We start from the raw sequence: 22375 nt of genomic DNA on the forward strand, positions 1-22375 counted from the left end.
CACGCGCCCCTTTTTTATCGAACATTTCAATGCTTTCTAAAGGGCATCAGTTGTGTCATATCGCCAGTTCTTACTTTTTGCCGCGTTGCTGTCGGGCAGCCAGGTCAGGGCAATCGAATTCAATGCGACGTTCTTGAACATCGATGGCAATTCCGATGTCAATCTAGAGCAGTTCGCGCGCGCCAACTATACGGTGCCGGGAAAGTATTTATTGGATGTTGCCGTCAACCGGCAATTCTATGCACAGCAATCGATCGAGTTCAAGCTCGACGATAACCAGCAAGACACCTATCCTTGCTTGCCGGAACAACTGGTCGCCATGTTTGGCTTGAAGGAAAAGATTTTCGCCGAACTGCCGCGTACCGCGGTGGGTTCCTGCGTGCGCCTGGACGCGATGGATAGCGTGGTCATCAAATACGTCAAGAGAACAGGGCGTTTGACTATCAGCATTCCGCAGGCGGCATTTGAATACGATGATCCTAACTACATTCCACCGGCGGGTTGGAGCAATGGCGTTGACGGCTTATTGCTTGACTATCGGGTGATTGCCAATACGCGTCGCTCAAACCTCTACGGCAACACCAATCAAGTTAATACGCTAAGCAGTTACGGCACTGCCGGCGCCAATTTCGGCGCATGGCGTTTGCGTGCCGACTACCAGGCGCAAAACAGCAGCGGCGACCAGAATTTCGGTTCGGACAATAAAGCCTTTCAATTGAACCGGCTCTATGCCTTTCGTGCGCTGCCGGGAATTCGCTCCAATCTGTCGGTGGGCGACAACTATCTGAACTCCGATGTCTTCGATACGTTTGCTTTGCGCGGAGCGACATTAAGCAGCGACGATCGCATGCTGCCGCCCAACTTGCGCGGATATGCACCGCTGATCACTGGCGTGGCGCGCACCAATGCGACGGTGACCGTGGCTCAGCAAGGGCGTGTGCTGTACTCGACCAAGGTCACCCCGGGCGCCTTCAGCATCCAGAATTTGAACAGCAGCGTACAAGGGACGCTGGACGTGACTGTGCAAGAGGAAGACGGCAGCGAACAGAAATTTACTGTCGCCACCGCAGCGGTGCCTTTTCTGTCGCGCCAGGGCGAAATGCGCTACAAGGTGTCGGCCGGCCAGCCACGCTTATTTGGCGTGCACGGTATTACGCCGACTTTTACCACTGCTGAAATTGCTTATGGATTGCCGTTCGACTGGACGGTATACGGCGGCATGATTGCCGCTTCCGGCTATACGGCGCTGGCGATGGGAACCGGGAAGGATTTCGGTGCGTTTGGCGCGTTGTCAGCCGATATCACGAATTCGCGCGCCAAGCTCTGGTGGAATGGACAGAACACTTCCGGTAATTCCTACCGCTTGAACTACTCCAAACATTTCGATGGACTCGATACCGACCTGCGGTTTTTCGGCTATCGCTTTTCCGACCGCACTTTTACCAATTTCTCACAGTTTGTCGGCGATCCGTCTTCCTATTCCTTCAATGCCGGCAAGCAGCGCTATTCCGTGGCATTGGCAAAGCGCATTTCCGGCGTGTCGACGACCTTGTCGTATGACCATTCGACGTTTTGGGATGTGAAGCCCACCGACCGTTTTGGCGTATCGCTAGCGCGCACGATTGCAATCGGTACGCTGAAAAATATCAGTCTCAATTTCTCAGCTTATCGCAGCAAGGATTACACCGGCAATACTTCCCAAGCCTATGCCGGCTTGACAATTCCGCTCGGCACCACGTCGATGCTCTCGACCAATATGCAAAGCAGCAGTTACGGCGGCACATCAACCACCGTGGGTTACAGCGGTGATAACGGCGACGGTGTCAATTATCAAATGTACGGCGGTGTTGGCGCAAGCAATCCCTACATTAGCGGATATGTCGGCAAGAAGACTTCGTTCTATCGCGCCAACGCTTCCATTTCTGCGGATTCGAACATTACAGTGCCGCATCGGCGGAAATCGACGGTTCCGTGGTCCTTACCAAGTATGGCGTAACGCCGCACGGCAACGGCTCAAATGGTGACACGCGCCTGCTGGTATCCACCGATGGTGTATCGGATGTCGCGTTCTCCGGACAGGTGCGTTCCAATAGGAACGGCTACGCCGTGATCGACAGCCTGCCAGCATTTCAAGCCTACGATGCGCGCGTCAATATGAACAAGCTGCCGCTGAACACGGATGTCGGTAATCCGGTGCGTCGCCTGGTATTGACCGATGGCGCCATCGGCTATGTCAATTTCTCAGTGGCGCGAGGTCGTAACGCTTACATCATCCTGTCGCTAGCCAGTGGCAGGGACGTGCCATTCGGTGCGTCGGTGCAGGACAAGACGAGCAACAAGGAGGTCGGTATTGTCGGCGAGCACGGCATTGCCTATTTGACGGGAGTCAAGAGCGATGCCGAATTGGTAGCCCGCTGGGCGATGACCAAGCTTGTGCGTTGGCAGCGTTGCCGCAAGATGACGGATTGACCGGGACCGCAACGCCGATAGCGTGCCAGCCTGAGTCGCTCAAGGAAGTGAATCGTTGAAAATTATTGTAGAGATAGGCAGGAGCATTGATATGAACAGCAACACAAAAAGCAGCAACACAAAAATGATGAAAGCGAAAAACCAGATGAGGCATCTGGCAGCCAACCTGTTGGCCGCGCTGACGCTTGGCTTGCCGCTGCTGGCGCATGCCGCGATCGTACCGGATCGTACGCGTGTTATTTATAACGAGGGTGAACCGTCGGTGAGCGTGACGATCAGTAACAAAAATCCCAAACTCCCGTTTATCGCGCAATCGTGGATTGAAGATGAAAAGAGCGTCAAGATTACCAGCCCGTTCATGGTGTTGCCGCCGATTCAGCGGGTTGAGCCAAATGACAGCAATGTGCTGCGGGTTGTGAAGCTGCCGGGTGACACGTTGCCCAAGGATCGCGAATCGGTGTTCTACCTGAACATCCGTGAAATCCCGCCAAAAGCGATGCAGTCAACTCGATGCAGATTGCGCTGCAATCCAAGCTCAAATTGTTCTATCGCCCCAAGGGTGTGCAAGCCAAGCGCGGCGAAGACATCGGTTTGAGTCTCAACTTGCAGCTCGATCCGGCAGCAAGGAAAGTGGTCATTGATAATCCAACGCCGTTTCACGTCACCGTAGTTGGCTTCCTGGCGGGTGCGGAAAAAGCAAAAGTCGCGATAGATACGGTCATGATCAGCCCGATGAGCAAGGTCGACGTGCCGGTGAAGGACGCGAATTTCAGCAAGTTGTATGTGTCGCACATGAATGATTTCGGCGGTCAGACAGACTCCGAGTTTGCCTGTAGTGCGAACCTCTGCAAGGGCGTGCAGCCATGAACGTAATGCTCCGGCTGACGCTGCTGTGTTGTGCCTGTTTTTTTCGCAGTCGGCGCAGGCGTTGCTCTGTAACTCTTTGACCGACGGTAGTTATCTGACCGAATCGATCGGTCCGGTCTCTGTGCCCGAATCGGTGCCGGACGGCACCATCATCTGGTATTCAAAAACCCATTCGGTTCCAGCCAAATGCTGGAAGATACGGGATATACATTTTGCTGAGGACGACCCCATTTATTTCTATGGCAATCCGGCAAGATTGAATACCCTGGGATGGGGCATCGAATTTGGCCTGCTGTACAAGGGCAGTTACGCTTGGGATGGCGACTGGAGTTCTACGCCGCGTGATGGCGTATTTACCGGATTTACCTCTCCCGGCTGCCCTGATGCCGCCAACAATGCCGAAATGCTGGCTTGTTCGCTGGTACAGCCGATCATCACATTCCAAGTGGTGATTCGCAAGCGCGGCCTGCTTCCGTTCCAGCGCCCACCTCAGGATACTTACGATGTCTTTCAGTTTGACGGTCAGTATGGGATGAACGGAGGTTCAGGTAATCCTTTTGGAAATTTCCGTTATCAGCTGAACGGACTGCAGAATATTGTCGGTACCCCGTGCACAGTTGACGTCACCGTGACGCCGGAGCCGGGTATCATCGATTTCGGTCAGGTGCAAAAGACTTCAACCGGATTTTCTCCGCCGAATCCGACCAAGCCGTTTAGCTTGTCGTTGGACAAGCAGTGCAATAGTCCGATCAACATCGGCGGCTATTTCAATACGGCTAACCAAAGCGGTAAAAATACTATTCTGCCTACCGCGGATAGTCAGTTCGGTATCCAGATCAAAGATGCCGCTGGCAATCTATTGCCGATTAACGAGCCATTCCGCTGGCAAATTTTCCAGCCGATGTCAGTCACATCGATGTGCCGTTCAGCGCAACGATGGTGCCGCTGGGCGATCCTCAAGTGGGGCCGTTCGAGGCGGTCACTGTGGTGCAGATTATTTATTACTAAAAAAGCAATTTTTGTTTGCTTTATGAGAAATTACCGAGTGTCGATGTGCTTGGCTTTTGACACCGGTCTTATAGAGGCACGCGAGAGAAATTGAGGTGTTAATTAAGTAATAATTAGATAATTTTTCGATGCGAAAATTGCGAATGTTAATTGTTGTATGATGACGGCTAAATGCACCAACTAGGCCGTTGTCTGAATCTGTTTTCTCCGCTTGCGTCGTTGTCCTTGCTCTTTAGGGGGAGAGCTGCAGGGACGGCTTTCGATAACCGGCATGAATGGCTATTGAATAAGGCGATTGAACACGTCATGTTGCACTCATCTACAAAAAGCATTCGTATTGCCATTCTGGACGATCATGCAATCGTCAGGCATGGCATGACGCTCCGGTTTGCCAAAGAGTCCGATTTCGACGTGGTAGGCGTCTACGCTACCGGTCGCGAGATGATTGAGGGCTTACGCAACGCGCCGGCTGAGATACTGCTGGTTGATTACTCTCTCGGGCCGACCGAGATCGATGGCATCAATTTACTTCAGGTGTTGAAAATCAAAGCGCCGGAGAGCAAGATCCTGGTTGTCTCGGCGCACAATAATCCCGCTACAGTCGAATTGGTCATGCGTGCCGGAGCCAAAGGTTTCGTTGCCAAGGCAGATCAATTGTCGACCTTGGTAGATGCCATCCGCTTGGTTGCCGCCGGTGGCATTTATGAGGAGGGGGCCGCGACAGCCTTGCCGGATCAGGTGGACGCTTCGACTTCAGCAGGCAAGGCGGTGACCGACTACGTTGTCGCGGCCGATGCGGGTTTAAAAGGTCAATCCTTGTCGCCGCGCGAGCGCGAAGTGATCCGTTGTTGCCTTGACGGCATGTCGGTAATCGAGATCGCCAAGAAATTTTCCAAGAGCCGCAAGACCATCAGTACGCAAAAGCAGGCAGCAATGAGCAAGCTGGGCTTGCAATCCGACAGCGAATTGTTCGCCTTGCGCGATCGCGGCGAGATATTTTGAGCGGTCGAGCGATCTCAGCGTATACATGCTTAGTCGAACGGTAGAATATAAATTAATTTCCTGGCTGCGTTTAGGATAATTCCGATATGCCTTGTTTGTGAACTCGGGCAGAATAATTCTCATGGTTAATTTTTTGCAAATGGCACTGCCTGATATGCAAGCAAGTGGGGCGTCAAGACCGGAAAATTGATGAAGCGTCCGAATATCTTGACGTGATAATGAGTTTATTGAGGAATTTTTAGATGGATTGGACCGCTGCAAGGCCGCTCCGCATAGCACTACTGGATGATCATGCGGTAGTGCGCCACGGCTTGATTGAATTGTTGCGCGCGGAGTCCGATTTTCGCGTCGTGGGCGCGTTCGCCAACAGCCGCGAGATGATGACGGCGCTGCGTAGTGAGCCGGCCGATTTACTGTTGGTCGATTATGCGCTGGCGCCAGATGATATCGAAGGCCTGAATCTGATACGCGCTTTGTGCACGCGTTTCCCCGACAGCAAAGTGCTCGTGGCCTCGGCACATTGCAGCCCTGCGACCGTGGCACTGACATTGCGCGCCGGCGCCGCGGGTTTCGTTGGGAAGAACCAGCCGTTGCCGGAACTGGTTGCCGCCATTCGCACAGTCGCTCGTGGGCGACTCTATTTGGATCCGGGCTTAGCCGTCGAGTTTGCCTATTTACTATCCGATGTCGCAGTACACGATGCGACGCAGGCGGATGATGACAAGGATCCACTCATGGTCCATGTCGACTTGTCTCCGCGCGAGCGCGAGGTATTGCGCTGCTGCCTGAATGGCATGTCGGTTACCGACGTCGCCAAAAAATTCGGCCGTAGCGCCAAGACCATTAGCACCCAGAAACAGTCGGCATTTCGCAAATTGGGGATTCGCACTGATAATGAACTCTTCAAAATGCATCGTCAGCTAGGAATGCTATGAAGCGAAAGCTTCTTCAACTTCTGTTTTTCATTATCTCTTCGCTGTTTTGCCTGGCATCCGTCCAGGCTCAATCTTCCATTCCCAATCCCAGTCTGTTTTCTGCCCAGGAGCGTGCCTGGATTGCTGCGCATCCGATCGTGCATATCGCTGTCGATCCGGATTGGCGTCCGCTGGAATACGTGGAAGACGGTCAGCACAAAGGCTTGACCGCGGAATATGTGGCGGCAATCTCGGCCGCCACCGGCTTGCAATTCCTGCTGGTGCCGGGTTCTGGCTGGAGTGGCGCTCAGCAGGCGCTGAAGGATGGCAAGGTTGACATGCTTCCGGCGGTGTCAAAGCAATTTGCCCAACAGAGCTTGAGGGATGTCGTGCTGTTCAGTGATCCCTATTTTGTCGGCTCCACGATCATTGTGACCACGGAAGCCGAGCCGATCATTTTCGATGCACGTAAATTGAATGGAAAGGTCGTTGCGATCAAGGGTGGCGGTGCCTACGAACGCTTGCTGGGTGAGCGTTTTCCCGGGATCAAATTGCTGCCGCTGCAAAGCCCGGAAGCGGTACTGCAGGCAGTCGTCGATGGACGCGCCGAGGCTGCGATAGGGGTAGATACGGCATTGTTGCCGTTGCTGCGCCGTAAATATCTCGGTACTTTGCATATTTCCGGCACCATCGGCGAAATGCCCGCAACGGTGTCCATGGGGGTGCGCAAGGATTTGCCGGAACTGGCATCAATAGTCCAGAAGACACTGTCATCCCTGACTGCCAGGCAAACCGATGGCATGATGGAAAAGTGGTTGCAGGGTACCGATTACGGCGCGCCTTCGTGGCGCACTTTGCTGCAATATTACGATACCGAGATTCTATCTCTGGTGATTGCCATATCGCTGATCCTGCTTTTGGCGCAGCGTGCGCGGGTGGCTCGCCGTGCTGCGGTTCGGAGTGAGCGGGAAAAAAGCAAGTTCTTGGCGGTCATGACCCACGAGATACGCACACCGATGAACGCTATCCTGTCCAGCGTGGAGTTGCTGCAGCGCTCCAAGCTGGACAGGCGGCAACAGGAATTGACGGCGCTGGCGGCCTCTGCGGCGGAAACCTGTTGGGTTTGCTTGACGACGTTCTGGACTTGTCCAAGCTGGAAGCCGACAAGCTGGAACTGGAAGAAGTGCCGACGGACATCGTCCTGTTGACGCAGAGTGCCATCGACATGATTCAGATCAAGGCGCAAGAAAAGAAACTGGCGATGCAACTGGATGCTCACATTCCGGACAATCAACGTGTCCTGATCGATCCCACGCGTATTCGTCAAGTGCTGCTCAATTTGCTGTCGAATGCTGTCAAGTTTACCGATCGTGGCGGCGTCACAGTATCGATCAATCTGCAGAGCGAGTCGGTAGAGTCCAAGGCGATTCTTCGGGTCGCGGTTATCGATACGGGTATCGGGGTGTCGGATGATCAGAAAAAGCGCCTGTTCCAACCTTTTTCCCAGGCCGATAGCTCGACCACGCGGCGCTATGGCGGTACCGGTCTGGGCCTCGTGATTTGCCGTGAACTGATTGAAAAGATGGGTGGGACGCTACAGTTGCAGAGCGAGGTCGGAGTCGGGACGTCGATCGCATTCTCTATTCCGGTGGAGACGCAATTATGCGACCCCGCGGTCAATCCTCCGGCAGCAGACCAGGCGTTGGCACAGGGTGGCGTGGCAACCAGCGCACGCCCGACGATACTAGTCGTGGATGATCATCCGAACAACCGCACAGTGATTCAGCATCAGCTGGAGGAGTTGAATTGCGACGTCGTGCTTGCTGAAGACGGTCCGACCGGATTGTCGCTGCTGGCGGCCAGGCAGTTCTCGCTGATATTGCTCGACTGTTATCTGCCCGGGATGGATGGCTATCAGGTGGCAAGGACGATCCGCAGGCAGGAGGAGGGCGGTCAACGCCACCAGCCCATCATCGCGATCTCCGCGGCGGTTGACGAGGGGCATGTCAAGCTCTGTATGGATAGCGGCATGGACGGCATATTAAGGAAGCCGTTACGCCTCAATGAATTGAAATCCATCATTGAGGTTTGGTGCGATGTTGATATGGTCGTGCCGGAGCCAAGCAGTGCACCGCCTGTGTCGAGTGCGACAGAGTTGTTTCGCGACAGTTCACAACAGGATTTCTCCGAGATTCAGCGCGCCTTCGACAATGGCGATCATGCGTTGATGGCGCGCTACGTGCATCGAATCAAGGGAGCTGCATTGATGGCCGGCGTTCCGGCGATTGTCGAAGCCAGTGAGCGGATAGAGACAATTCTCCGCGACGGGCAGTCCGTCGATGCAGAGAGCCTTGGCGCAGCCTGCTCTATGCTGGGCGCGCAGGTCGCACGTCTTTAATGTATCGATAGATTGCTTAAGTATTTTCGGACAATTCCTATATTTCTTTGTGGGTAGTCCCGATAAAGTGCAAGTCCTGAACCTCCTGTTGATTGCAGCGCACCGATTCCATCTATTCGATCGCAAGCGATAAAGGCATGACGGCAATGGGGGACGGATAACATTTTCTACGGACTGTCACGATGAATGAGATGCAGGAATACCAAATGATGCTCCGCGACGATCAATGGCAAGAGTTGGAGCCGCTGCTGATCGGCAAGCAAAGCGACCCAGGTGCTAGCGCCAAGAACAATCGCTTATTTATCGAGGCTGTCCTATGGATTGTGTCGAGCAATAATCTGTGGCGTCATCTGCCGTCTCAGTTCGGGAAGTCAAGTACGGTATATATGCGCTTTCGCCGCTGGAACGAATGTGATTTCTGGCGTCAGCTGGCACTGAACAATATCAACGATCGGGCGTTGCAGCAGATGCTTCAACTGATTGTCGAGTATGGCGATCAATACACCCGACGCATCGAACAGCGGCAGGCACGAAAGGTCCAGAAGGCGGTATATAAATCGGCAATCGGTGGAGGTAGCAATATAAGCCACATCAGGCAGTCCCTGCCGCCATCAGACGAATCGACCCTGCACTGGGTGGGACTGGTTTCCTGACGGTTGCAGCGGCCCCGATATGTCGGACGTGAAGCCCTCTCAGAGATGAGAGGGTTTTTTATTACTCCCCCCCATTTTTAGGGAACGAACGGGCGCAAAACACTATTTGATATAAATATTTGAGAAGGGCTAGCAAAAATAATAAAGCGCGGCTATAATTCGTCCCCTGTTGGGGCGTTAGCTCAGTTGGTAGAGCAGCGGACTCTTAATCCGTAGGTCGAGTGTTCGAGTCACTCACGCCCCACCAACAAATTCAAAGCCTCCCGAGTAATCGGGGGCTTTTTCAATTGTGCTAAATAGATGCCTTATTAGACAGTGTCTAATATCCGGTAGTCTATACGGTGTTTTCACTCGGCATTTAACCCCATTTTTACCTGACTGGGCATGATTGTTCCGTGCCAGCGGCACCCCACATAAATGTCCGTGGCGGCGTCGAATCATGTCCGCAAAGCAGTTGGATCTGTTTCAGTGGGACGCCGGACAACACGTATCGGTCGCGCCTTCGCCCTTTCGGGTGTGAATCAGTGGCATGCACTTGAAATTCATTACCTGCTCCCCGTTTCGGGGCCTTAAAGACAATTTGAACGAAATCATATGAACATGCTTTTACTTGATTCACTGGCCGCCTATTGGTCAGCTCCCGAGGTTGCGGCTAATGTCCTGATTTTCTTTAACTTGTTGGGCGCCTTATTTTTAGGGATGCTGATCGGCTACGAGCGGGCATATCATGGACGCGCCGCCGGCATGCGTACCTATGGGCTAGTGTGCATGGCTTCGGCCGGACTTACCGTGTTCGTCGGCTATCCTGCGCTTTGGTATGGCGGGCATGTCGGATTGTCGCTCAATCCAGATCCGACCCGGGTGGTGCAGGGGGTGGTGACCGGCATCGGTTTTCTTGGCGCCGGCGTCATCATGAAAGAAGGCTTGAATATCAGAGGTCTGACTACGGCGGCGTCGATTTGGGCGGCGTCGGCGATCGGGATACTGGTCGGCGTCGGTTTCTACATCGCGGCAATTTCGCTCACGCTGTTATCGGCCACGTGCATGGTTTGGGTGGCAAAGCTTGAGAATTGGCTGCCGTCTCGTGCCGGCGTAGCAATTCTGGTTGAGTTCGAGAAGGGCTTTGTTCCGCATGAGGATGCGCTGCGTGAGCTGGCCATTCAACATGGCTATGAGATAGTCAAAGATTCCTTGTCCATCAGTTCGCACGACAGACATGCGAAATGGCACTTCATCGCGGTGGCGCTCGACAGCAAGAAAGGGACTTCCGTATCTGAATTGGCGCGCATGATGAATTCATACGAGGCGGTCGAGAATTTTGAATTGACCCATTGCCGCAACTGATCCCGGATTTCCGCTAATTGCAAGCAGATAGCGGTCGGCGCTAACAGGAGCATGTTTGACCTATAGGCAGGTGTTTGGCGCCAGTTTGCTGTGTTTTTACAACACAAGACGGTTCATGTCAGTTCTTTTGGATTTGTCATGTTTTTGTCACACGACTTGGTGAAAATCGGTGTGTACCCAGCGTGATTCGATGAATAGACGGATTGAACCGTCAATCTTTAAAGCAAGAGTGCCGAGATGAGAACTTTTTTGCAGCTGTATCGCTATTACCGTAAGGGCGGCTACCGTGTGTTCCCTGCAGTAAAAAGGGCGAATCGGGCCTGGAACCACGGATTCTAGGAATCCGCTTCAAATTTTCCCAAGGGGCGATTCGTCGTTCAACCCAGATGATCAGCATCGATGGGATGATCGCGAACAATCATCCCCGCCGACATTTATTTGAACAGAATCGGGATTGAAAGGCGATTGCCTTTGGTATCGACGACGCTGGATATTTCATGCACGACGCGGGCCTGGACGTTATCCGGCAGGCGGATGTAGTCGAGGCTGTTGGCAATTTCGTCTCCTTCCATGAAGGCCCAGGTGAAGAATTGGATCACGGCCGCGGTGCGTTCCGGCTGGCTGGTGACGCGCGGCACATATACATAAGTGGCGCCGGTGATTGGCCAGCTTCCTGAGCCGGGCTTGTCGGTCAGCATTTCCTCGAAGTTACCGGTATTCCGCCAGCCGCTGTTGGCCAGAGCCGACTTGAATGACATGGCGTTCGGCTGGACGTACTGGCCTTCGCGGTTCTTGAGTTGCGCATAGTTCAGGTTGTTCTCGATCACATATGCGTATTCCGCATAGCCGATGGCGCCGGGTGTTTTCTTGAGCAGCGCAACCAGGTCGGTCGATCCCTTGATGGTTTTGACGTCAGCATGCCAGGCGATGGTGAAATTGCTGCCGTATTGCTGCTTCCATTCAGGATTGACGCGACTGAAGTAGTCGGTCAGGGTGAAGGTGGTGCCGGAGCCGTCGGCACGCGCCAGCGGCACGATGCGTAAGTTGGGTAGCGCCAGCTTTGGATTTTCCCTGGCAATGGCAGGGTCGTTCCATTTCTCAATTTTGCCGGAATACATGCCGACCACCAGGTCGGCGGTCAGGCGCAACTCGCCTTCCTTGACGCCAGGCAGATTGATGATTGGCACCACGCCGGAAATGACGGTGGGGAAGTCCAGCAAATTGAATTTCTTCAAATCCGCGGCCGACATGGGCGCGTCGCTCGCGCCGAAATCGGTGCTGCTTTCCTTGATCTTCTTGATTCCGCCGGACGAGCCGATGGCCTCATAGGCAAGCTTGTTGCCGGTTTTTTTGATATAGGCTTGTTGCCATTTTAGATACAGCGGCGCCGCTGCAGTGGAGCCGGCGCCGCTGATGTCGATGGCCTGGGCTGCGCTAAAACCGAACGCGCAGAAGAATAGAGCAACGTATTTCAACATTTTCAACCTATGAAATAAATAATCTGGGAAGGTGTGCCGAGCGTGTTTTACGTTTAGTCAGCCAACAATCGAGCGTGAAAAAACACTGGGCGCAATTGTGCACGGATTGTGCCGGTATTGGGTAATCAAGCCGCGTTTTAGTATGCGTCGTCGGATAAAGCCGGCAAAAAAGCAACGATGCGGCGTTTTTCAGATGATGGTGGCAGTGGCAGATTGGCAAAAATGCTGCAAGCGGCGTCCGTCGTGTTTCAGGGATGCCGCTCGCTTGGGACAATGTTGCTGATGTTTGTTGTTTTGTTAATGTCTCTGTCGTCAGGTAAGTGCAGAGGTGACTTTCAGGACTTCATCGGCAGTGGTCACGCCTTCGACAATCTTTAGCGCACCGGCCAGGCGCAGCGGTTTCATGCCATCGGCGAAACTTTGCTGCTTGAGTGCATGGATGTCGGTCTCGGTCTGGATCAGCTTGGAGAATGGCTGCGTAACGGTCAGCAGTTCATACAAGCCGGTACGGCCGCGGTAACCAGTTTGGCGGCACTCGGGGCAACCGACCGGATGATAAACCTTGGCCGGCTTGGGCACGTTCCAGTTTTCGATCAGCGTGGCCCAGACATCGTCGGCAATCTCGCCATCAGGACTCTTGCAGTGCGTGCATAGCGTGCGCACCAGGCGCTGCGCCATGATGCCGATCAGCGTGGTTTCCAGCAGGTAGTACGGGACCCCCAGTTCCAGCAGCCGCATCACTGCCGACGGCGCATCGTTGGTGTGCAGGGTCGACAGCACCAGGTGGCCGGTGAGGGCGGCCTGGATCGCCATCTCGGCGGTTTCCAGGTCGCGGATTTCGCCCACCATGATGATGTCCGGATCTTGCCGCATCAGCGCGCGCACGCCATCGGCGAAGGTCAGGTCGATGCCGTGGTTGACCTGCATCTGGTTGAATGACGCCTCCACCATTTCGATCGGGTCTTCCACCGAACAGACATTGACCTCGGAGGTGGCTAGCGCCTTCAGCGTCGTGTACAACGTGGTGGTCTTGCCGGAACCGGTCGGGCCGGTCACCAGGATAATGCCGTGCGGGCGCTTGGTCAGCGCATCCCAACGCAACGCATCATCAGGCGGAAAGCCAAGTTCGGGCAGGGTCTTGACCACCACATCCGGATCGAAAATCCGCATCACTAGCTTTTCACCAAACGCGGTAGGCAGGGTGGACAGCCGCAGTTCGATTTCCTGGCCGCCAGCGGTGCGGGTCTTGATGCGGCCGTCTTGAGGCCGGCGCTTTTCGATTACGTCCATCCGTCCCAGCAGCTTGATGCGCGCGGTCATGGCGATCATCACCACAGCGGGCACCTGGTAGACCTGATGCAACACGCCATCGATCCGGAAACGGATAGCGCTGAAATCACGCTTCGGCTCCATATGGATATCCGAAGCGCGCTGTTCGAAGGCGTATTGCCAGAGCCAATCGACGATGTTGACGATGTGCTGGTCGTTGGCGTCGACCTGCTTGTTGCTCTTGCCCAGTTCGACCAATTGCTCGAAATTGTTGCGCAGCGCCAGTTCCTGCCCGCCGGATTTATGCGCACTCTTGATCGATTTGGCCAGCGTAAAAAATTGCGTGATGTACTGGGCGATGTCGAGCGGATTGGAAATCACCAGGCGGATACTGCGGCGCGTGATCTTGGCGATTTCGGCTTGCCACTCGGTGCGGAACGGTTCCGCCGTGGCGATCACCAGTTCAGTCGGCGTCAGTTCCACCGGCAGGATATTGAAGCGTGTGGCGTAACTGGCCGACATCACATCGGCGACTCGGGCGAAATCGATCTTGAGCGGGTCGATCCGGTAGAACGGCAGCTGCACTTGGCGCGCCAGCCACTCGGTGAGCCATTCCAGCGTGATCGCGCGGTGCGGCGGCAATGCCGATTGGCGTTTGCATTGCGCTACTGCGCTGAGCGGATGGATCGCCACTGGGGCGTTGCGGAAGATTCCCATCGCCTGCGTGTAGAACATCTTGACGTCGGCTTTGTCGACCGTGCCATCGGTCAGCAGCCAGGTGAAAATCTGCTGCAAGTCGAGTGTCTTGGGAGGCGCATTATTCATTGCTGTGGGTGCCTGATTTGAGGTTGATCTGCCTGAGATGGCTGTGACTTGAGTGACGCCGTCTGGGTAATCTCGTTACTTTGCCGAATGCCAGGCCTTCAAGCCGTTGACCCAGGATTTGGCCGGTAGCTTGGTCGCAGCGGTAATCTCGGCTGCGCGTTCATACAATGCACCGAAATCGATTTGCGGCGCGCGCTTGAACGCGATGGCGATGACGTTGCCTTCATGGACTTCAGGCAGGCACCAGACATCATCGAAAGCGAACTTCATCGCCTTCAGATTCTTGGCATAGCTTGGATGGTCGCCGAACAGGTTGACGGTCATGATGCCATCGTCGGTCAGGCAGGCCGCGCAGGCGCTGTAGAATTCCGGCGTGTCTAGCACCGGACCGCGCGCGGTAGCGTCATACAGGTCGACTTGCAGAGCGTCGATGCTGCCAGCGTGGTTCTGCTCCAGCACATAATCCATCGCATCCATTTCCAGCACCGACAGGCGCTCATCGTCGGGCGGCAATTTGAACATCGAGGCGCAAATTGCTAGCACCGACGGATTCAATTCCACTGCGGTGACGCGTGCCGCCGGAAACTGGCGATAACTGAATTTGGTCAGCGCCGCCGTGCCCAGGCCCAACTGCACGATATGCTGCGGCTGCGGATTGAACAGCATCCACGCCATCATCTGCTGCGCATATTCGAGCTCGGGCCAGTCCGGTTTGCGGATGCGCATGGCACCTTGCACCCACTCAGTGCCGAAATGCAGGTAGCGTACGCCGTCCTGTTCCGACAGCGTGACGGGAGCGAATTTCGGTTTGCGCGACGGTTTTGGCGCATCCTTGCGTGCGGCTTCGGGGCGTTTGGCCGGGTTGGCCTTGCGCGGGCCTGCCATGCGGTTGGCATCGGCTTCGATGGATTTGCGTTTGATCAGCATTAGGTAAATAGGTATTCAGCAAATAAAACCGGATGCGGCGACATCCGGCTGTGAAATAAATTACATCAGGCAATGATACCGCGCCACAGCTGTAATTTTTGAGTAAATGTTGTCTGGGCATTGGCCGGTGACGACGAGGGCAGCACCAGCGTGTCGTAGCCGGCGGTCGCAAACTGCGGGGCGAATTTTCCGGAAGTTTTGCCATTGAAGCAAACTCGGACCAACTGCGGACAGTGCTGGCGCAGCAGATCGAACTGATTCGCCTGGGCGTTGCGGATGGCGCTATCGAGGCTGCCGATCCGCTCGCAACCTGCGATCACGTCCCATAATCCGATCCGATGCGATTGCAGGCATGCCAGCCGATCGGCATAGACCAGCCCAACCAAGTCGTCGCCGAGCACCGCTGACAGTAGTGCCCAGAACTGGTTGCGCGGGTGGCCGTAGTATTGCTGGGCGCTGAGCGAGGCTACACCGGGGAAGCTGCCGAGAATCAGGATTCGGGTGCTGGAGTCTATCACTGGCGGAAAACCGGTCAGTGCGGGTTGTGGTGCGATAGCGGTCATTGGCGGCGATGGATTACCTGTGGTGAAGAACGTGTGGCGGCTGAGGCGAGTTCCTATTATCCATGCAACTCGGCTTTTATGGAGGTGTCGACAGGTAAACCGCAACTGGCCCTAGAATAGCGATCATTGTGTTACTGCGCTATTAGCAAGACTATCCACGACTATCGAAATAAGGAGCGCGCATGTCAAAACCAGTCGTCATCATCACCGGCGCCAGCCGCGGCATCGGCGCCGCAACCGCGCACCTGGCCGCTGCCCGCGGCTACGCAGTGTGTGTCAACTACGTCCATAACCAGGCCGCGGCGCAAGCCGTGGTCGATGCGATCCGCGCTGCGGGCGGCGAGGCGCTGGCAGTGGCCGGCGATGTTGCCGTCGAGGCCGACGTGCTTAAGTTGTTTCAGGTGGTTGATAATGAACTCGGTACGCTTAGCGCTTTGGTCAATAACGCCGGGATACTTGAGCGTCAGATGCGCGTCGAAGAGATGGATGTGGCGCGTCTGCAGCGCGTTTTCACCACCAATATCGTCGGCAGCTTTCTGTGTGCGCGAGAAGCGGTGCGGCGCATGTCGACCAAATTCGGCGGCCAGGGCGGGCGATCGTCAACTTGTCATCAATGGCTGCAAAAAAACTTGGCGGGCCGGGCGAATATGTCGATTATGCCGCCTCCAAGGGCGCCATCGATGCGATGACCGTCGGCCTGGCAAAGGAGGTCGCCGACCAGGGCATCCGGGTCAATGCAGTGCGGCCCGGTGTAATTTATACTGATATCCATGCCAGCGGCGGCGAGCCGGGCCGGGTCGATCGGGTCAAGGACAGCGTGCCGATGCGGCGTGGTGGCAGCGCCGAAGAAGTGGCGCAGGCGATTCTCTGGTTGCTGTCGGATGCCGCGTCGTATTCGACCGGATCGTTCATCGATGTCGCCGGCGGGCGTTGATTGTCTATGTGCGGCTTGTACGCAGTCGCGGATTTGTCGAATCATCAAAGAACCGGGAAACATTGTTAAAATAGATAATGTTGCTGAAAAATCAGCCTTGTCTTATAAAAAACGTTACCGCTGCTTTATGGATCACCTGGCAACCCCTGCAAGCTGGTGCGCCTGCGGGTTACCGTATAGTCAGCCATTTCCAATGTGAGAACATCTAAATGGAGTTATCAAGAATGAAAATCTGATCGCAGTCGCCGCGCTTGTGGTATTGGCAGGCTGTGCCTTGCCCCCGAATTCTGCCAGCGTTTATAGCAGCAGCCAGGCGCAAGGCGAGCAAACCGTGCGCATGGGCGTTGTGGATTCGGTACGTCCGGTAACGATCGACAAGAATACCGGCGGTGGCGCTGGAACGTTGGCAGGCGGCGCGCTGGGCGCCGTCGCAGCCGGTTCGACGATCGGCAGCGGCAACGGTTCGTTGGCTGCCGGCGTGGTCGGTGCAGTGTTGGGCGGGATTGTCGGCAACCAGGTGGAAAGCAACCTGAGCAAGCGTCCAGGCCTGGAAATTACCGTGCGCCTGAGCAATGGCGAACTGCGCGCAATCACCCAGGATGCCGATGAGCAGTTCAATGTCGGCGACCGTGTGCGTTTGCTGTCGTCTCGTGGTGTGACCCGGGTTACCCACTAAAAATCAGGACGGCGACAAGCCGTCATGGAAGCAAAAGGCTGGGAGCGACGCGTGTCTCTCCCAGCCTTTTTCATTTGCCTGAGGGGCGGCCCTAAGAACCGTTGTGAATCACCACCAGCAGCGCCGTCGCCATGCTCTTGCCGACATTTTTGATGTAATGTGGGCGGTCAGCGGCATATCTTGCGGTTTCGCCTACTTTTATTTTCGTTACGTTGGTGCCGCTTTGCACTTCCAGCGTGCCTGACAGCACAGTCAGGTGTTCGCGGGAAGCCGGTTCGTGCGCATCCGAATCGAGGCAGCCGCCGGGTTCTACCGACAACTCATACCATTCGAACTGACCGGCCAGCTCAATCGGCCCGAGAATGCGCAGCACGCAATGGCCGTCGCGCGAACGCAGTGACGGCGTCGCATGGCTGGGCAAGGTTTCGATTGAGGCCGGAGCAGCCTGGTTGCCGTCGACCAGCAACGAGATCGGCACGCCAAGCGCGTTCGCCAGGCGCCATACCACTGCAACCGTTGGGTTTGCCTGGTTTCTTTCAATTTGCGATAGCATGGACTTGGAGACGCCGGCGCGCTTGGACAGGGCGTCGAGCGACAGCCCATCGGCCTGGCGCAGTCTTACCAGGGTGTCGCCGACTTTCGGTGGTGCGTCGTCTGAATTCTTGTCCGCCATATTTTTTCCTGAATTGCCGTCCATCTGGTTGACAGTCTTGTTTTTGTGCATTATCGTGGAATTTGTGTTCGATATATCGAATATCGAACGATATATTATATAAGATCGAGGCCGACAATGACGCAAAACAGTTCTCCGGGCTTTTACGCCCATATCCGCGACGAATTGACCGCTATCCAGGCTGCCGGCCTGATGAAATCCGAACGTTTGATCCTTGGCCCGCAAGGCGGCAAGATCGATACCGAAAATGGCGAATTGATCAATTTGTGCGCCAACAACTATCTTGGCTTATCGTCGCATCCGGCCTTGATCAAGGCCGCTCACGCGGCACTCGATACGCATGGTTTCGGCATGAGTTCGGTGCGTTTCATTTGCGGCACGCAGGATATCCACCGCGAGCTGGAGCAGCGCCTGTCGACTTTCCTCGGCACTGAGGACTGCATCCTGTACGCTGCGGCGTTCGACGCCAACGGCGGCTTGTTCGAGCCGTTGCTGGGCGAGCAGGATGCGATCATCAGCGATTCGCTCAACCACGCCTCGATCATTGACGGCATCCGCCTGTGCAAGGCCAAACGCTACCGTTACGCGCACAACGACATGGCCGACCTGGAGCGCTGCCTGAAAGAAGCGCGGCCGATAACGCACGCTTTGCGATGGTGTTTACCGACGGCGTGTTTTCGATGGATGGTACGATCGCGCAACTCGGCGAAATCCGCCAGCTGTGCGACAAGTACGACGCATTGCTCGGCGTTGACGATTGCCACGCTACCGGTTTCATGGGGGAACGCGGTCGTGGCACGCACGAAGCGCGCGGCATTTTCGGCAAGGTCGATGTCATCACCGGTACGCTCGGCAAGGCCCTGGGCGGCGCCAGCGGCGGCTTCACAGCCGGCAAGCGCGAAGTGATCGAACTGTTACGGCAACGTTCACGGCCTTATCTGTTCTCGAATACCTTGATGCCAGCCATCGTCGGCGCCTCGATTGAAGCATTGAACCTGTTGGAAGCATCGACCGAGCTGCGTGACCGCCTGGAGCGCAATACGGTGTACTTCCGTAAGGCGATCACTGAAGCCGGTTTCGACATCAAGCCGGCACGCATCCGATCGTACCGCTGATGGTGTACGACGCCGTGGTTGCGCAAAAGCTGTCGCGCCGCCTGTACGAACTGGGCGTGTATGCGGTCGGTTTCTTCTATCCAGTGGTGCCGCAAGGGCAGGCGCGCATCCGGGTGCAGATGTCGGCGGTGCACGACGAGGCGACATTGCAGCGCGCGGTAGCGATTTTCCGGCAAGCAGGCGAGGAACTCGGCCTGGTGAAGAACTGAAGAGAGAAATATGAAAAAGATATTGGTAATCGGCGCCAACGGCCAGATCGGCACCGAACTGACGACGGCGCTCGTCAAATTGCATGGTGCCAGCCAGGTTGTGACAAGTGATATCCAGCCGCAAGGCCGGCACCCGCAATTGTCCTATGAGACATTGGATGTGACCGACGCCAAGCGCTTGGCTGATGTGGTGGCGCAGCACAATGTCGGCGAAATCTATCACCTGGCGGCAGCCTTGTCGGCAAAGGGGGAGGAGCATCCGGAATGGGCCTGGAACCTGAATATGACCGGCTTGTTGAACGTGCTGGAAGTGGCGCGGCAGGCAAAGCTCTCCAAAGTGTTCTGGCCGAGCTCGATCGCCGCCTTCGGCCCGTCAACTCCGCGTGACAATGCGCCGCAGGTTGGCGCCATGGATCCCAAAACCGTCTACGGCATCTCCAAACTGGCCGGCGAGCACTGGTGCGCCTGGTACGCCGAAAAATACGGCATGGACATCCGCAGCCTGCGTTACCCGGGCCTGATCAGCTATTCCGCCGAGCCTGGCGGTGGCACTACCGATTACGCCATTCAAGCCCTGTTTGCGGCTGCGGCAGGTAAAAACTATACGAGTTTCCTCGATGTCGACAGCACATTGCCGATGATGTACATGCCTGATGCAGTGCGCGCCACCATCGAATTGATGAGCGCACCAAAGGAGCAACTCAAAGTGGTTGGTTCATACAATCTTGCCGCATGGAGTTTTGCGCCGCGCGAACTGGCGGACATTATTCGTCGACGCTATCCGGCTTTCGAGATGCGCTATCAGCCCGATTTCCGGCAAGTGATCGCCGATGCCTGGCCGCGCTCGATCGACGACAGCAAGGCACGCGAAGAGTGGTCATGGACGCCGGCTTACAGCCTGGCCGACATGGTCGACGACATGCTGACGCATCTGGCCGCAGCCCAGCCGGCCGCGCAAGGAAAAGCGGCTTGAGACAAAGGGCGGCGCGTATGTTGCTGAAATAGAAAAAGGCTGGAAGACATGACGTCTTCCAGCCTTTTTATTTACCTGGTGCGGATGGGCAAGCCATCCGCGCAAGCTTATTTGCCAGCCATGCCCAGCAACATTTCATTCAGGCGCTTGACGAAGCCCGACGGATCGGCCAGCGCGCCGCCTTCAGCCAGCAAGGCTTGGTCGAACAGGATGTGCGACCAGTCGCCGAACTTGGCGTCTTCATACTTCAGGCGTTGCACCAGCGGATGGTCCGGATTGATTTCCAGGATCGGCTTGGAATCCGGCGCTTCCTGGCCGGCGGCCTTCAGCATGCGCAGCAGGTTGCCTGACAGTTCGTTTTCATCGGCGACCAGGCAGGCCGGCGAATCGGTCAGGCGGAAAGTGACGCGTACATCCTTGGCCTTGTCGGCCAGGGCGGTTTTCATTTTCTCGACCAGATCCTTGAACTGGGTTTCGGTTTCTTCGTGCTGCTTTTTCTCGGCTTCATCTTCCAATGTGCCGAGGTCGAGGCCGCCCTTGGCGACCGATGCCAGTTCCTTGCCTTCGAAATCCTGCAGGAAGGACAGCATCCATTCGTCAACGCGGTCGGTCAGCAACAAGACTTCAACGCCTTTTTTGCGGAAGATTTCCAGGTGCGGGCTGTTCTTGGCGGCCGCATAGGTTTCGCCGGTGGCGTAATAGATCTTGCTCTGGCCTTCTTTCATGCGGCCGATGTAGTCGGCGAACGACACGGTTTGCGCATCGCTGTCGTTGGCGGTTGAAGCAAAACGCAACAACTTGGCGATTCTTTCCTTGTTGGTCGCGTCTTCGCCGATACCTTCTTTTAGGACCTGGCCGAACTCTTTCCAGAATGTCGCGTACTTGTCCTTTTGCGCCTGGTCGTCGCTGTTGGCCAGCTCTTCCAGCAAACTCAGCACGCGTTTGGTGGAGCCTTCGCGGATCACGCGCACGTCGCGCGATTCCTGCAGGATTTCACGCGAGACGTTCAGCGGCAGGTCGCTTGAATCGATTACGCCCTTGACGAAGCGCAGGTAGATAGGCATCAGTTGCTCGGCATCGTCCATGATGAAGACGCGCTTGATGTACAGCTTGATGCCGCCGCGCTTGTTGCGGTCCCACAGGTCGAACGGTGCACGGCTCGGTACGTACAGCAGTTGCGTGTATTCGCTACGGCCTTCGACCCTGTTATGAGTATAGGTCAGCGGTGCTTCGAAATCATGCGAGACGTGCTTGTAGAACTCGACGTACTGCTCTTCCGTGATGTCGGATTTGCTACGCGCCCACAATGCGCTGGCCTGGTTGACGGTTTCGAATTCATCCTTGACGACGGTTTCTTTCTTTTCTTCGTCCCATTCCTCTTTCTGCATCACGATCGGCAGCGAGATATGGTCGGAATATTTGCGGATGATGGATTTCAGTTTCCAGGCCGACAGGTACTCGTCTTCGCCTTCGCGCAGATGCAGCGTGATGTCGGTGCCGCGGGATGCCTTGTTGATCGCTTCGACGCTGAAATCGCCGGCGCCGGTCGACTCCCAACGCACGCCTTCTGCAGCGCTGGCGCCTGCGCGGCGGGTGTCGACGGTGATCTTGTCGGCAATGATGAAGGCAGAGTAAAAGCCGACGCCAAACTGGCCGATCAGCGCCGCATCCTTTTGCTGGTCGCCGGACAGTTTCGAAAAGAATTCCTTGGTGCCGGATTTTGCGATGGTGCCGAGGTGCGAGATGGCTTCATCGCGGCTCATGCCGATGCCGTTATCCGAGATCGTGATGGTGCGCGCAGCCTTGTCGAAAGTGACCTTGATCTTCAGTTCAGGATCGTTTTCGAACAGGGCGTCGTTGTTGATCGCTTCAAAGCGCAGCTTGTCGGCGGCATCGGATGCATTGGAGACCAGTTCGCGCAGGAAAATTTCCTTGTTGGAATACAGCGAGTGAATCATCAATTGCAGCAGTTGCTTTACTTCTGCCTGAAAACCAAGGGTTTGCTTTTCGGATACGGCCATTGTTTCCTCTATATAAATGGTGAAATAGTGATGTAAAAACGACAAAAATTGGTAAGG

Annotated in this window: 17 protein-coding genes, 1 tRNA gene and 3 pseudogenes; 15 read left to right on the forward strand and 6 right to left on the reverse strand. The window is 55.6% G+C overall.

Annotated elements, in window-relative coordinates; genetic code table 11:
* Nucleotides 1-52 precede the first annotated feature (52 nt).
* From CAter10_RS08550 to CAter10_RS08590, 11 genes and pseudogenes are all read left to right on the forward strand, one after another.
* The gene (locus tag CAter10_RS08550) at nt 53-1996 is read left to right on the forward strand and encodes a fimbria/pilus outer membrane usher protein (RefSeq protein ID WP_470294999.1); all 1944 of its coding nucleotides are present in this window, start codon (nt 53-55) and stop codon (nt 1994-1996) included.
* Nucleotides 1972-2469, forward strand: coding sequence for a fimbria/pilus outer membrane usher protein (locus tag CAter10_RS24655; protein ID WP_470295000.1), 498 nt, complete (start codon nt 1972-1974; stop codon nt 2467-2469). The genes CAter10_RS08550 and CAter10_RS24655 overlap by 25 nt, the downstream gene beginning before the upstream one ends.
* A gap of 124 nt (nt 2470-2593) precedes the next feature.
* Nucleotides 2594-3336: pseudogene (locus tag CAter10_RS24240) on the forward strand (fimbrial biogenesis chaperone).
* A 76-nt stretch (nt 3337-3412) separates the two neighbouring features.
* Nucleotides 3413-4438 (forward strand): fimbrial protein, encoded by a 1026-nt coding sequence (locus tag CAter10_RS08560; RefSeq protein WP_205630299.1) that lies wholly within the window; start codon nt 3413-3415, stop codon nt 4436-4438.
* A gap of 212 nt (nt 4439-4650) precedes the next feature.
* Nucleotides 4651-5346 (forward strand): response regulator transcription factor, encoded by a 696-nt coding sequence (locus CAter10_RS08565; RefSeq protein ID WP_061535242.1) that lies wholly within the window; start codon nt 4651-4653, stop codon nt 5344-5346.
* A gap of 242 nt (nt 5347-5588) precedes the next feature.
* Nucleotides 5589-6281, forward strand: a complete 693-nt coding sequence (locus tag CAter10_RS08570) for a response regulator (RefSeq protein ID WP_061533091.1) — start codon at nt 5589-5591, stop codon at nt 6279-6281.
* Nucleotides 6278-7468 carry a transporter substrate-binding domain-containing protein gene (locus CAter10_RS21880; RefSeq protein ID WP_082797841.1) on the forward strand — a complete coding sequence of 397 codons (1191 nt, stop codon included), beginning with the start codon at nt 6278-6280 and terminating at the stop codon, nt 7466-7468. Before CAter10_RS08570 ends, CAter10_RS21880 begins: the two co-directional genes overlap by 4 nt.
* Nucleotides 7378-8658, forward strand: coding sequence for an ATP-binding protein (locus CAter10_RS21885; protein WP_128083020.1), 1281 nt, complete (start codon nt 7378-7380; stop codon nt 8656-8658). The genes CAter10_RS21880 and CAter10_RS21885 overlap by 91 nt, the downstream gene beginning before the upstream one ends.
* Before the next feature lie 206 nt (nt 8659-8864).
* Nucleotides 8865-9311, forward strand: a complete 447-nt coding sequence (locus CAter10_RS08580) for a transposase (protein WP_164840427.1) — start codon at nt 8865-8867, stop codon at nt 9309-9311.
* Between the two features lie 171 nt (nt 9312-9482).
* Nucleotides 9483-9558, forward strand: a tRNA-Lys gene (locus CAter10_RS08585).
* A gap of 347 nt (nt 9559-9905) precedes the next feature.
* On the forward strand, nt 9906-10655 hold the full coding sequence (locus CAter10_RS08590) for an MgtC/SapB family protein (RefSeq protein WP_335339746.1): 750 nt from the start codon (nt 9906-9908) through the stop codon (nt 10653-10655).
* Nucleotides 10656-11089: 434 nt separating this feature from the next.
* On the opposite strand, the gene pstS is transcribed toward CAter10_RS08590, so the two are convergent.
* The 4 genes from pstS to CAter10_RS08610 all read right to left on the reverse strand — a co-directional run bounded on the left by pstS (nt 11090) and on the right by CAter10_RS08610 (nt 15717).
* Nucleotides 11090-12133 carry a phosphate ABC transporter substrate-binding protein PstS gene (gene pstS / locus CAter10_RS08595; RefSeq protein ID WP_061533093.1) on the reverse strand — a complete coding sequence of 348 codons (1044 nt, stop codon included), beginning with the start codon at nt 12131-12133 and terminating at the stop codon, nt 11090-11092.
* Nucleotides 12134-12445: 312 nt separating this feature from the next.
* On the reverse strand, nt 12446-14227 hold the full coding sequence (gene tfpB, locus CAter10_RS08600; RefSeq protein WP_061533094.1) for a type IV pilus assembly ATPase TfpB: 1782 nt from the start codon (nt 14225-14227) through the stop codon (nt 12446-12448).
* A gap of 75 nt (nt 14228-14302) precedes the next feature.
* A complete protein-coding gene (locus tag CAter10_RS08605) occupies nt 14303-15154 on the reverse strand; it encodes a spermine/spermidine synthase domain-containing protein (protein ID WP_061533095.1) in 852 nt (283 codons plus the stop codon).
* Between the two features lie 65 nt (nt 15155-15219).
* The gene (locus tag CAter10_RS08610; RefSeq protein ID WP_061533096.1) at nt 15220-15717 is read right to left on the reverse strand and encodes a DNA-deoxyinosine glycosylase; all 498 of its coding nucleotides are present in this window, start codon (nt 15715-15717) and stop codon (nt 15220-15222) included.
* A 182-nt stretch (nt 15718-15899) separates the two neighbouring features.
* On the opposite strand from CAter10_RS08610, the pseudogene CAter10_RS08615 reads away from it, so the two are divergent.
* Nucleotides 15900-16651: pseudogene (locus tag CAter10_RS08615) on the forward strand (SDR family oxidoreductase).
* 217 nt (nt 16652-16868) lie between these two features.
* On the forward strand, nt 16869-17327 hold the full coding sequence (locus CAter10_RS08620; RefSeq protein ID WP_061533097.1) for an outer membrane lipoprotein: 459 nt from the start codon (nt 16869-16871) through the stop codon (nt 17325-17327).
* Between the two features lie 91 nt (nt 17328-17418).
* Here the strand turns inward: CAter10_RS08620 and CAter10_RS08625 are convergent, their stop codons facing one another.
* Nucleotides 17419-18000 carry a helix-turn-helix domain-containing protein gene (locus CAter10_RS08625; RefSeq protein ID WP_061535244.1) on the reverse strand — a complete coding sequence of 194 codons (582 nt, stop codon included), beginning with the start codon at nt 17998-18000 and terminating at the stop codon, nt 17419-17421.
* A gap of 117 nt (nt 18001-18117) precedes the next feature.
* Between CAter10_RS08625 and kbl the strand changes: the two are divergent.
* A pseudogene (gene kbl / locus CAter10_RS08630) lies at nt 18118-19324 on the forward strand (glycine C-acetyltransferase).
* Nucleotides 19325-19334: 10 nt separating this feature from the next.
* Nucleotides 19335-20297 (forward strand): NAD-dependent epimerase/dehydratase family protein, encoded by a 963-nt coding sequence (locus CAter10_RS08635; RefSeq protein ID WP_061533098.1) that lies wholly within the window; start codon nt 19335-19337, stop codon nt 20295-20297.
* Nucleotides 20298-20404: 107 nt separating this feature from the next.
* On the opposite strand, the gene htpG is transcribed toward CAter10_RS08635, so the two are convergent.
* Nucleotides 20405-22318 carry a molecular chaperone HtpG gene (gene htpG / locus CAter10_RS08640; RefSeq protein ID WP_061533099.1) on the reverse strand — a complete coding sequence of 638 codons (1914 nt, stop codon included), beginning with the start codon at nt 22316-22318 and terminating at the stop codon, nt 20405-20407.
* Nucleotides 22319-22375: the final 57 nt, after the last annotated feature.

Source organism: Collimonas arenae, assembly GCF_001584165.1.
Classification (GTDB): domain Bacteria; phylum Pseudomonadota; class Gammaproteobacteria; order Burkholderiales; family Burkholderiaceae_D; genus Collimonas; species Collimonas arenae.